Below are 11,822 nucleotides of genomic sequence, written 5' to 3' on the forward strand. Positions count from 1 at the left end.
GCAAGATGAAATAACAATCAATAGATTAATTGAATGTTATTCAATAACCTTTCCGGGTGTCAATGGCACGGACGAATGTCGGGGCTTTGCCCGCGCGTAGCGGCACGGGGGTGAATGGCTTTGGTCGCGACCGTGGGCGCGCTGCCCTGGGCGGCCCCGGGCGCGGTTACTCGACCTTGTTGCCGCTGGCGGCGCGCAGGAAGTTCTCTTCCAGCACGTTGAGTACGCGGTTCAGCGTGTCGATGTCGGTGGCCGACAGGCCCTTGAGCGATTCGTCGAAGAAGGCGGCCCGCTTGGGCAGGGCCTCGTCGACCACGGCCTGGCCGGCGGGCGTGAGGCGGGCGTTGGTCAGGCGATTGTCCTGCGCGTCGACCGCGCGCGCGATCCAGCCGAGCTTCTGCATCGCCTGCAGCTGGCGGGTGAGCGAGGCGGGATCGAGGCGGCAGCGCTCGGCCAGGTGCTTCTGCGAACACTGGCCGTTTTCGTGCAATGCCAGCAGGATGCGCCAGCGCGGCAGCGCGTGGCCGACCCGGCCGCTGAAGGCGCTCTGCATGACGCGGTAGGTCTGGCCCATGTGCTGGATGACCTGCAGGCCCTGTTGTTGTTTGGGCAAAAGCTACTCTCCGACGCTGGCGGGCTCCGGCTTGGAGACGCGCGCCAATTGCACCAGGGGGACGCGCCGCACGCACCAGAGCGCCAGCACCGCGACCGCCAGGGCGATGAGTTGCCCTTCGTGGATGGCGCTGACCAGCGCCACGCGCGCGATCTCGATCAGCGACGCTCCATCCTGGCCTTGATGCGCCAATTGTGCCAGGAACTGCGTCTGGGCTTCGGGATTGACCAGCATCTGCGGGTCGTCCAGCTGCGGCAGCCAGCGCGCCGAGGCGCCGCGCAGCGTCGATTCGACGCCGCTGAAGTAGCTGTGGTTGACCATGGTGCCGACCACGGCGGTGCCGAGCATGCCGCCGATCATGCGCAGCGATTGCAGCAGCGCGGTGGCGATGCCCAGGTGGGTGCGCCCGGCGGTCTGCTGCGCGAACACGGTCAGGTTGGGCATGATGAAGCCCATGCCCAGGCCGGCCATCAGCATGTAGCCGGCGATCAGCCAGTGCGCGGTGTAGTTGTGGGTGGTGACGATGCCCAGGCAGGACAGCGCCATCAGCAGGAAGCCCGCGTACAGCATGCGGTTGGGGTTGCGGATGCGGGTGATGATGCGGCCGTTGATGATGCTGCCGACGGTGATGAAGACCACCAGCGGCGTGATCAGCAGGCCGGCGTCCTGCGGCGACAGGCCGAAGCCGCCCTGCAGCAGCAGCGGCGCGTAGAACAGCAGCGAATACATGGTCACGCCGACCAGCAGCGCCAGCGTGAACAGCGTGGCCAGGCCGCGGTTGCGGAACATGTCGAACGGTAGCAGCGGATGCGGGCAGCGGCGTTCCCACCAGTACAGCAGGCCGAAGGCGGCGATGCTGCCGACGCCCAGCAGCACGATGGTGGCGCTCAGGCCTTGCTTGGGCAGCAGCTCCACCAGCAGCTGCAGGCCGCCGAGCGCGACGGCGATCAGCAGCGCGCCCTGCCAGTCCAGGCGCACCTTGCCCTCGGTGTGGTTGCGCAGGTGCGGCAGGTAGCGCGCCACGAACCACAGGCCGAGGATGCCGATGGGCAGGTTGACGTAGAACACCGAGCGCCAGCCGTAGTGCTCGGTCAGCGCGCCGCCCAGCGTCGGGCCGACCGCGTTGGCGATGCCGAAGGCCGAACTGAGCATGACCTGCCAGCGCAGCCGCACGTGCGGGTCCGGGAACAGGTCGGGAATGGAGGCGAAGGCGGTGCCCACCAGCATGCCGCCGCCCACGCCCTGCAGGGCTCGCGCCAGCACTAGCGTGAACATGCTGTCGGCGGCGCCGCACAGCACCGAGGCCAGCGTGAACAGCACGATCGCCGCCACCACGAAGGGCTTGCGGCCGTAGTAGTCGCCCAGCCGGCCGAAGATCGGCACGGTGATGACCGAGGTCAGCAGGTACGAGGTCGCCACCCAGGCATACAGCTCGAAGCCCTTGAGCTCGGCCACGATGGTGGGCAGCGCGGTGCCCACCACGGTCTGGTCGATGGCGACCATCATCATGACGAAGCACATGCCCAGCATGGCGAGCAGGGTCTGCCGGAAGGGAAGCACCTGGCCGGGTGAATAAGGGGTGCTGGGGGCGGGGGCGGGCATTGTTGGATGGATCAATTATTGATGGATCAATAATTCTAGTCCTACAATCGCCGAGACAGAAAACCGTCAGTTTCAGGCCTGGCGCGCAGGCGGGCCCGATTTGTTACGATAGCGGTATGTGCACGCTGGTCATGCCGGCGTCTTCAGCAGGTCTTTCCATGGCAGTCCCTCTCCGCTTGGCGTATCGGCCCCCGGCCTGACGCACGCGGCGGCATGCGATCGAAGACGGACAAATCATGAAGCCGCGCGTCCGGCGCGACGGCAAAGCGCCATTCCCGCGCCAGGCGCGGCGGGGGGCATTCTAGGATTACCAGTCGAGGTACCGACGGGGCGGCAATGAAAACGTGGTTCAAGCGCATTCTGATAGGCCTGGTGGTGTTGGTTGTCGTGGCCGTCGTTGGCCTGGCCATCTTTTTGCTGACGTTCGACCCCAACGCGTACAAGTACAAGCTCGAAGAGCTGGTCCAGGAACGCTATCACCGCACGCTCACGATCGACGGCGAGATCGAGCTGTCGCTGTTCCCGCGCATCGGCCTGTCGGTGCAGGGCGTGTCGCTGTCCGAGGTCAATAGCACCGAGACCTTCGCCTCCATCGAGAGCACCCGCCTGGCGGTGGCCGTGTGGCCGCTGCTGTCCAACAGCTTCGTGGTCGATCATGTCGCCATCAGCGGCTTCAAGGCGCGCGTGGTGCGCGGCAAGGACGGCCAGTTCAACTTCAGCAACCTGGTGGGCGGCACCGCGCCTGTGGTGGCCACGCCCGCCAATCCCGCCGAAGCCCTCGCGGGGGCGGCGCAGACCGCCGCGCAGGCCCTGACCAGCGGCACGCTGCCGCCGTCGCGCAACAACATGCAGATCGACATCGCCGGCCTCGACCTGAAGGATGGCGAGGTGCTGCTGCAGGACGAGATGTCGGGCATGGCCGTGGCCGTGACCAAGATCAACGCCAACACCGGCCGCGTCACCTTCAACCAGCCCTTCGACGTGCGCCTGACGGCGCGCCTGGAAGGCGGCAATCCGCGCATCGACGCCAACCTGACCGGCCAGGCGCTGCTGACGCTGGATCCGTCCGCCAAGCGCTACGCGGCGCAGAAGCTCGACCTGCGCATGGACGGCAAGCTGCCGGGCGCCGAGGCCAAGAGCCTGGCGGTGCGCGGCAACCTGGCGTTCAACGGCCAGAAGTCGGCGCTGGACGTGGCCGGCCTGGAAGTCGTGTTCCAGGGCGACGTGACCGACCCGGCCGCTCGCGCCACCAATGTCGACGCCAGCGTGGCCATGCCCAAGCTGTCGATCGACCCGCACAAGAGCCAGTTGCAGATCGAGAAGCTGGCGGTGCGCGCCAAGGGCGGCGTGGCCGACGGCCCGTTCGAATTCGCCGTGGACGCGCCGGCGCTGAACATTTCGCCGACGCAGGCCACGGGCGAGGCGCTGACCGGCCGCGTGCGCATCAGCGGCCTGGACGCCAGCTTCGGCCTGAACGGCATCAGCGGCAACGCCACCGAGCTCGACATCAAGGAAGCCAAGCTCGACAGCACATCCAAGAAGGGCGAGCGCGTGGTCAAGCTGACCTTCGCCTCGCCGCTGTCGCTGAACCTGCTGCAGCGCCAGGGCGGCCTGGCGGGCCTGCGCGGCGACGTCAACATCACCGACCCGGGCCTGCCCAAGGGCAGCCTGCAGATTCCCGTGATCGGCAGCCTCAACGTCGACCTGTTGAAAGACACGGCCAGCAGCAAGATCAACGCCGTGCTCGAAGGCGGCAAGTTCGACCTGACCGCCGACATCGCCAAGCTGAGCGACGCGCCGCAGGTGAACTTCGCGCTGGCGGTGGACACGCTGGACCTGGACAAGCTGGTGCCGCCGGCGGCGGCTGCCGCCGCGCCGGCCAAGCCGCCCGCCGACGGCAAAAAGGACGAAAACAAGCCGGTTGCGCCGGCCGCGCCCGCGGACGATTCGATCAACCTGTCGGCGCTGGTCGGCCCGAGCGTGAACGGCACGCTCAAGGTCGGCAAGCTGGTGGTGCGCGGCCTGAAGGCCGATGACGTCGCCGCCGCTGTCAAGCTCGATCGCGGCAAGCTCGACATCTCCAGCCTGACCGCCGGCCTGTACGGCGGCAAGCTGGCCGGCGCGCTGTCGGTGGACGCGGCGCAGGGCAACCAGCTGGCGACCAAGATGTCGCTGGCCGGCATTTCGATCGAGCCGCTGCTGATGGACCTGGCGCAGCGCAACGTGCTGAGCGGCACGGGCAGCCTGGCGCTGGACCTGAAGACCGCCGGCGCCAACGCCTATGCCATGAAGAGCGGCCTGGGCGGCACGCTGCAGGTGCGGCTGCGCGATGGCGCGGTCAAGGGCATCAACCTGACGCAGACGCTGCGCGAGCTGAAGGCCGCGCTCAAGCCCGAGTCGCAGGACGAAACGGTGGCGGCCGACACCAGCAAGCAGACCGCGTTCTCGGAAATGGATGCCGACCTGGCCTTCACCAAGGGCGTGGCGAGCGTCAAGCGCCTGAACGTCGTGTCGCCGCTGCTGCGCGTGACGCAGGGCGAGCCGGCCACCATCGACTTCGTCAAGAACGAGCTGGACCTGGTGGCGCGCGCGCGCGTCGTCAATCCGGCCGCCGACCCCGAAGGCAAGGAACTGATCGACCTGAAGGACGTGACGATTCCGGTGCACGTGCGCGGTCCGTTCGAGAAGCCCACCTACACGCTGCTGTGGAAGGACGCCATCGCCGGCATCCTCAAGCGCAGCCTGGAAAACAAGCTGCGCGAAGCCGTGACCGGCAAGGGCAAGGGCGGTGCGGCCGTGGACAAGGCGCTCAAGGGCCTGCTGGGCAAATGAGCGCCGCCTTCCAGCCCATCGCCCAGTGCGGCCACACGGAACAGGCCGAAGCCGCCGCCTATCACCGGCAGTGGCTGGTCGCCAATGATTCGGGCCAATGGCTCAACCGCGAGCTGTGCCCGCGGCTGGCCGACGTGACGGTGGAATTGCGCCTGGGCTACCTGGTGCTGCGCGCGCCGGGCATGCTGCGCATGGATATTCCGCTGGACGTGATCGAGGACGACGACAGCGTGCGCTACAGCATGAAGGTCGGCGAGCAGGTCATCGACGTGGTCGACGAAGGCGAGCTGGCCGCCGCCTGGATCTCGAATTTCGTGCAGGTGCCGTGCCGTATCATGAAGGTGCATCCGGACACGCCGGTGACCGCCTGGCCGGACTGAGTCCGGCGCCGCGCTCAACGCGGGGCGAGACCCGCTTCAGGCCGCCTGCTTGCGCTTGAATTCAAATACGGTGTGGGCCAGCAGGCCCGCCACCAGGCCCCAGAAGGCCGAACCGATCCCCCAGAAACTGAAGCCCGACGCCGTCGCCAGCAGCGTGATGAGCGCGGCTTCGCGCCGCTGCGGATTGGCCATCGCGGCGGCCATGCCGCCCATGATGGTGCCCAGCAGCGCCAGGCCCGCCAGGGCCGCCAGCAGCGCGGCCGGCAAAGCCTGGAAGAACACCGCGACCGCGCCGGCAACGATGCTCAGCGCGAAGTAGCTGACGCCGTAGGTGGCCGCGGCGATGTAGCGCTTGGACGGCTCGGCGTGCGCCTCGGGGCCGGTGCAGATGGCCGCGCTGATCGCGCCCAGCGTGACGCTGTGGGCGCCGAAGGGCGCGGCCAGCAGGCCCAGGAAGCCGGTGGCGGCGACCAGCCGCGAGGCCGGCGGGCGATAGCCGGCGGCCTGCAGGATGGCCAGGCCGGGCAGGTTCTGCGAGGCCATTGCCACCACGAACAGCGGCACGCCCAGGCTGACCGCGGCCTGCATGCTGAAGACGGGCGTGGTCCAGACGAATTCGGTCAGGTGCCAGTCGAGCTGGTCGACCTGCACGAGGCCCAGGCCGGCGGCCATGGCGACCGCCACGGCCATCACCATCAGCACGGCGTAGCGCGGCGCCCAGCGCCGGCACACCAGGTAGGCGGCGCACATGGCCAGCACCAGCGCCGGCTGCTTGCCGACGTTGGTGAAGATGCCCATGCCGAAGTTGAGCAGCACGCCGGCCAGCATGGCGGCGGCCACTTCACCGGGAATGCGGCGCAGGATGGGATCGATCCAGCCGAACAGGCCGCAGGCCAGCGTCAGCGCGGCGGCCAGCACGAAGGCGCCGATGGCTTCGGGGAACGGCACGCCGGCCAGCGCGGTGACCAGCAGCGCGGCGCCGGGCGTGGACCAGGCCATGACGATGGGCAGGCCGGTGCGCAGGCTGTAGGCCGCGCCGCCCAGGCCCAGCACCAGGCTGAGTGAACCGATCCAGGAACCGATGCGGGCGGCATCCAGGCCGGCGGCGTGGCCGGCCTGCACCATCAGCACCGCGGTGCCGCCGAAGCTGACCAGCACGGCGACCAGGCCGGCCGCGATCGCGGAGGCGGACAGGTCGCGGCGGGCGTTGGGGCGGGAGGAGGGAGTGTCGAAGCCGGGCTGGGCGGTGTCGCTCATGCGGCACCGGTCAGGCGGCGGTACTTGGCCATCAGCTGTTCCTGGCCTTCATTCCATTGCGGATGCAGCTCGATGCATTCCACCGGGCAGACCACCTTGCATTGCGGCTCGTCGTGATGGCCGACGCATTCGGTGCAGCGGTCGGGGTCGATGACGTAGTAGTCCTCGCCCATGGAAATCGCGTCGTTCGGGCACTGGGGCTCGCAAACGTCGCAATTGATGCATTCTTCGGTGATGGTCAGGGCCATGGTGGAGGGGCTACGGAATCCGGCAGGGATATTGCAATTGTACTGCCGGGCCCGCGGCGGGCCGGGCAAGCCCCTGGCGCCGACCTGCCCATCGCCGCTCATGAGGGGCGCCGAGCGGGCCGCCAAAACGCAGGGAGGGCGCGCAAGGCGCCCTCCGGGAGGGTTCGGTGAGGCGGAGAGCGGGGACGCTCAGCCCGGCCAGGATTGCTCGCGGCGTTCCTTGGCCTTTTCCTGCAGCCAGCGTTCCACCGAGGGGAACACGAACTTGCTGACGTCGCCGCCCAGCTGGGCGATTTCGCGCACGATGGTGCCGGAGATGAACTGGTATTGATCCGACGGCGTCATGAACAGGGTCTCGACGTCGGGCAGCAGATGGCGGTTCATGCCGGCCATCTGGAATTCGTATTCGAAGTCGGACACGGCGCGCAGGCCGCGCACGATGACGCGTCCACCCTGGTCGCGCACGAAATCCTTGAGCAGGCCGCCGAAGCTCTGCACTTCCACGTTGGGATAGTGCCCCAGCACTTCGCGCGCGATGTCCACGCGTTCGTCGATGCTGAAGAAGGGCTTCTTGTTGCGGCTGTGCGCGATGCCGACCACGACTTTGTCGAAAAGCGTGGCGGCGCGGCGGACCAGGTCTTCGTGGCCTCTGGTCAGCGGGTCGAAAGTGCCAGGGTAAACAGCGATGATCATGCGAGCTCCGTACCGTTATTAGTGGTGTACACCATCCTCCGAAGCTCGGATTATTGATCTATTTGCGCAATGCAGCAAATTCCAGGAGGTGGTAGTGCACCGCCCCGGCCTTGTCCTGGCGCAGGATCGTGAATCCCTCGGGGGGCTCGATGGCGTTTTCGGCCTCGACGTAGACCAGGCCGCCCTCGGCCAGGATGCCCGGCAGGATCGGCCACAGGCGCGGCAGCCAGCCTTGTCCGAAGGGCGGATCGAGCAGGATGAGATCAAATCGGGACGCATCCATTCTTTCGGCGACCTGCATCGCATCGCCCACGTGGATGCGTATCATGTCGGCTTTGAGCTTGTCGCGCAGTGTCCGCAGCGCGGACGCGGCGGTCTTGTCCCGCTCGACCATCTGTACATGCGCCACGCCGCGCGAGGCCGCCTCGAAGCCCAGGGCGCCGCTGCCGGCGAACAGATCCAGCACCTGTTTGTCGGCGAATTCGCCGCCCCACAGGTGGTTGAGCCAGTTGAACAGCGTTTCCCGCACCCGGTCGGGCGTCGGGCGGAGCGTCTCCACGTCGGGCACGACGATAGGGGTGCGCCGGTATTGGCCCCCGACGATACGAATATACTTGTTACCCATGTTTAGCCGCTTCTTCAAGAAAAAATCCCCTCCGCCCGCCGCGCCGGCCCAGCCCGCGCCGCCGCCTGAGCAGGTGGACGCCGGGATCGCGCCGCAAGCCGAGGTCGAGGTCCCCGCCCAGCCCGTCGAACCCATCGTTCCGGCCCGCGAATTCGCGCCCGTCGCGACGCCCGAGGTGACCCTGCCGGTGCCGTCCGCCGAGGTGCCCGCGCCGGCTTCGGCCAGTGTGCCGCAACCGGCGCCGGCCGTGGTGCCGCAACCGCAGGCCTCGGCGCCCGTGGTTGCGCCTGCCGCCACGCCCGTTTCCACACCTGCTTCCGCCGCACCCGCTTCCGCGCCCGTAGCCGCCGCGCCGGCCGTGACGCCCAGCGCCGCCGCGCCGGCCGTTGCCTCGCCGCCGGTTGCACCCGCGCCGGTGGCGTCGCCGCCCGCCGTCACGCCTCCGGCGCCGGTCGCCGCGGCGCCCGCCGCGCCCGAACCGGAAGCCGCGCCCAAGAAGGCGTCCTGGCTGTCGCGGCTCAAGCAGGGCCTGTCGCGCACCGGCCAGAGCATTGGCGGCATCTTCGTCGGCGTCAAGGTCGACGAGAACCTGTTCGAGGAACTCGAATCGGCGCTCATTATGGCCGATGCGGGCCTGGAGGCCACCGAGAAGCTGCTGACCGCGCTGCGCGCGCGGGTCAAGAAAGAGCGCATCGAGGACCCCGCCAAGGTCAAGACCGCGCTGCGCCAGCTGCTGGCCGATCACCTGCGCCCGCTGGAGCGCGCCTTCGACCTGAAGCGCACGCAGCCGCTGGTGGTAATGATCGCGGGCGTCAACGGCGCCGGCAAGACGACGTCCATCGGCAAGCTGGCCCATACCTTCCAGCGCCAGGGCGCCAGCGTGCTGCTGGCCGCGGGCGACACGTTCCGCGCCGCCGCGCGCGAGCAACTGATCGAATGGGGCAGCCGCAACAACGTCACCGTGATCTCGCAGGACGGCGGCGATCCGGCGGCGGTGGCGTTCGACTCGGTCAATGCCGGCCGCGCGCGCGGCGTGGGCGTGGTGATGGTGGACACGGCCGGCCGCCTGCCGACCCAGCTGCACCTGATGGAAGAACTGAAGAAGATCCGCCGCGTCATCGGCAAGGCCGACCCGGCCGCGCCGCACGAGGTGCTGCTGGTGGTGGACGGCAACACCGGCCAGAACGCGCTGGCGCAGATCCGCGCGTTCGACGCGGCCATCACCCTGACGGGCCTGGTCGTGACCAAGCTGGACGGCACCGCCAAGGGCGGCACGCTGGCGGCGGTGGCGGCGGGCAGCCAGGGCGTGCGGCCGATCCCGGTGTACTGGATCGGCGTGGGCGAGAGCCTGGAAGACTTGCAGCCGTTCGTGGCCGACGAATTCGCCGGCGCCTTGCTGGCCGACTGATCCCGGCCGCGGCGCCCCGCGCTGAAAACACCGCGCCCCACGTCTCCGGTATCGGAGGCGTGGGGCGCGGTGTTTGTGGCGGGCGCAAACGCGATCCGCGAAGGATCGCGTCGCCTTATTTCCAGAAGGGCTTGCTGCCGGCCAGGTCGTCGAAGGCGCGTTGCGCATCCACCGCCAGTTCCTCCAGGCGCGCGCTGATCCAGCCCAGCGCGAACCAGGCCTGCGGATGCGTGGCCGTACACGACTCGTAGTAGTCCTTGGCGACGGCCAGGTCGTTGATCTCGCCCAGGATGTCCTGCACCCGCGACAGCAGCTTGCGGTAGCCGCGCAGCTTGGTCGGCGGCAACAGCGATTCGGCGAAGGCCAGGCTGTAGCGCAGGCGCTTGCCGCGCTTGCGCAGGTCGTGGCGGGTGGGGATGTCGAGCGCGGCGAACTGGGTGCCCTGGTCGGCCACCTTGCTGTGCCAGCGATGCAGGCGCCGCGCCAGCTGCTTGTGCAGCTGCCGCGTGTCGGGCTCGGGCGCCAGCATCGGGATGATGGTGGGCTTGACGCTGGGACCGGCGACGCCGCCTTCCAGGCGGATGGCCGGTTCGGGCGCGACGTCGCTGGGCATGCCGTTGGCGATCGGCAGGCCGTCGCTGGTCGGCACCGCGGGCGGCACGTCCAGGCTCCATTCCAGCAATTCCAGCAGCCAGGCCTGGAAGGCCTTGCCGCCGGCGATGGCGCGGGCGTCCTGTTCGGGCGGCGCCGCTTCCATGGGGATGACCGGCATGCCGGCGCGCATCAGCGCGGGGGCCACGGTTTCGTTCAGCACGTCCTGGTCGCGGTTGGCGCCGAAGGCGGCGAAGTGCGCGCGCACGCCCTGCATGATGGCGTCGGGGACCGGCGCGATCCAGCCGTCGAACAGCTTCCAGCCCGAGCGCAGGCGGCGGATGCCGACGCGCAGCTGGTGCACGTGTTCGGAGTTGCCGGCGCGGTACACGCCTTCGGTGTCGACCTCGGCCAGCACCGCGGCGTTGCGCGCGATCTGGTCCAGGCATTCGGCGGCGATGCGGCCCATGGCCTGGGGCGCGGTCATGTCTTCGCGCAGCTTGACGGCGGCGGCGCCGCGCGGCGCCCAGAACTGGGCGATGGCCTGGGCGCGGCGGCTGTCGAGGTCGTCGCCGGGGATGGCGTCGACGTCGGCCAGGCGCTGCGCCAGCTGGGCCAGCGCGTCGCCGCGCTCGGACTTGCTGCGCGGGTCCAGCACCAGGCTGTGGCGCTGCTGCCAGCCGCGCGCGACCGCGAAGATGGCGGCGGGGCGGCCCGAGACCAGTTCGAATTCGAGTTCGGAGATCGGCAGCTCCAGCGCGCCGGCGCGCAGGATGCCGGTGTCATAGGCCAGCTCGACCGTGCCGTAGCGGGTGCGCACCTTGCGCAGCATGCGCTGCACGTCGGTTTCATAGCGCAGGCCGAGTTCGCCCTTGATGGCGGCCAGCGCGGCCTCGACTTCGGTGCCGGCGTAGACCGACAGGTCGAGCACGGGGCCGGGCCGCGGGTGGTTCAGTTCGATGCGGGTGATGGCGTTGATGCCGGGCATCTTGAGGGTCTGCACCCAGTCGCGGCCTTCCTGGCGCAGGCGAATGGCGATGCGGGCCTTGGCCAGCTCACGCTCGGGCGTGTCGAAGTACATCGCATGCAGGCGGATGCGCGTCGCCTCGCGTTGCTTGATCTCTCGCAGCACGGCCTGGCGGGAAGCCGTGGGCACGTGCAGTTTCAGTTCCTGTTCCGACATGGCGGCGGGTGTCCAACGGCAAAAGCCGAGATCTTAATCAAAGGGGGAGGGATGTTTGATGACCGGTCATATTTATTTCACAAATGCTCGTTCGAGCATAGACCGGGTTGCGGTGCATCAACAATCGTCCGCAAGCCGTTCGACCGACATTCTGGGCGTTGATTGCGTCCGCTCAATTACCCAGTTTCAGTGATAGGCAAAGCGGGGTCGAACTTTTCTAATTGTAATTGGCGGGCCGGACGCTTTTCGCGGGGCCTCGAGACCCATTCGCGCCCGCCCCGGCACTGCCGGCGACGGGCCATGACAAGAAAGAAGAGAGGCCCATGAACCGCACCTATCGCATCGTCCAGAGCCGAGCCACGGGCCAGTGGCAGGGGGCCCGCGAGCACG

At 68.6% G+C, this 11,822-nt stretch carries 10 protein-coding genes; 3 read left to right on the forward strand and 7 right to left on the reverse strand.

The features are described from left to right. Positions 1–166: 166 nt before the first annotated feature. Positions 167–613, reverse strand: coding sequence for a MarR family winged helix-turn-helix transcriptional regulator (locus AOZ53_RS10620; protein ID WP_054487773.1), 447 nt, complete (start codon positions 611–613; stop codon positions 167–169). 3 nt (positions 614–616) lie between these two features. Beyond that, positions 617–2,215 (reverse strand): MDR family MFS transporter, encoded by a 1,599-nt coding sequence (locus AOZ53_RS10625; protein ID WP_035359525.1) that lies wholly within the window; start codon positions 2,213–2,215, stop codon positions 617–619. 336 nt (positions 2,216–2,551) lie between these two features. Between AOZ53_RS10625 and AOZ53_RS10630 the strand changes: the two genes are divergently transcribed. Then, entirely contained in the window at positions 2,552–5,047 is a 2,496-nt protein-coding gene (locus AOZ53_RS10630) for an AsmA family protein (protein ID WP_054428948.1), read from the forward strand. Continuing rightward, positions 5,044–5,427, forward strand: a complete 384-nt coding sequence (locus AOZ53_RS10635; RefSeq protein ID WP_054428947.1) for an MOSC N-terminal beta barrel domain-containing protein — start codon at positions 5,044–5,046, stop codon at positions 5,425–5,427. Before AOZ53_RS10630 ends, AOZ53_RS10635 begins: the two co-directional genes overlap by 4 nt. Positions 5,428–5,463: 36 nt before the next feature. Here the strand turns inward: AOZ53_RS10635 and AOZ53_RS10640 are convergent, their stop codons facing one another. The 4 genes from AOZ53_RS10640 to rsmD form a co-directional block, all read right to left on the reverse strand. Next, the gene (locus tag AOZ53_RS10640) at positions 5,464–6,684 is read right to left on the reverse strand and encodes a benzoate/H(+) symporter BenE family transporter (RefSeq protein WP_054428945.1); all 1,221 of its coding nucleotides are present in this window, start codon (positions 6,682–6,684) and stop codon (positions 5,464–5,466) included. Continuing rightward, complete coding sequence (locus AOZ53_RS10645) at positions 6,681–6,932, reverse strand: YfhL family 4Fe-4S dicluster ferredoxin (RefSeq protein WP_006391351.1); 252 nt, start codon at positions 6,930–6,932, stop codon at positions 6,681–6,683. The genes AOZ53_RS10640 and AOZ53_RS10645 overlap by 4 nt, the downstream gene beginning before the upstream one ends. A gap of 189 nt (positions 6,933–7,121) precedes the next feature. Next, complete coding sequence (gene coaD / locus AOZ53_RS10650) at positions 7,122–7,625, reverse strand: pantetheine-phosphate adenylyltransferase (protein ID WP_006385942.1); 504 nt, start codon at positions 7,623–7,625, stop codon at positions 7,122–7,124. A 58-nt stretch (positions 7,626–7,683) separates the two neighbouring features. After that, positions 7,684–8,250, reverse strand: coding sequence for a 16S rRNA (guanine(966)-N(2))-methyltransferase RsmD (gene rsmD, locus AOZ53_RS10655; protein ID WP_054428943.1), 567 nt, complete (start codon positions 8,248–8,250; stop codon positions 7,684–7,686). A gap of 415 nt (positions 8,251–8,665) precedes the next feature. Here rsmD and ftsY point away from each other — a divergent pair, with 415 nt between their 5' ends. Further along, positions 8,666–9,658 carry a signal recognition particle-docking protein FtsY gene (gene ftsY, locus AOZ53_RS10660; protein ID WP_257225119.1) on the forward strand — a complete coding sequence of 331 codons (993 nt, stop codon included), beginning with the start codon at positions 8,666–8,668 and terminating at the stop codon, positions 9,656–9,658. A gap of 115 nt (positions 9,659–9,773) precedes the next feature. Here ftsY and AOZ53_RS10665 read toward each other — a convergent pair whose 3' ends face one another. Further along, on the reverse strand, positions 9,774–11,432 hold the full coding sequence (locus AOZ53_RS10665) for a CYTH and CHAD domain-containing protein (protein ID WP_054428938.1): 1,659 nt from the start codon (positions 11,430–11,432) through the stop codon (positions 9,774–9,776). Positions 11,433–11,822: the final 390 nt, after the last annotated feature.

Origin of the sequence: Achromobacter sp. 2789STDY5608621 (assembly GCF_001299375.1) — a bacterium.
Lineage (GTDB): Bacteria > Pseudomonadota > Gammaproteobacteria > Burkholderiales > Burkholderiaceae_B > Achromobacter > Achromobacter insuavis.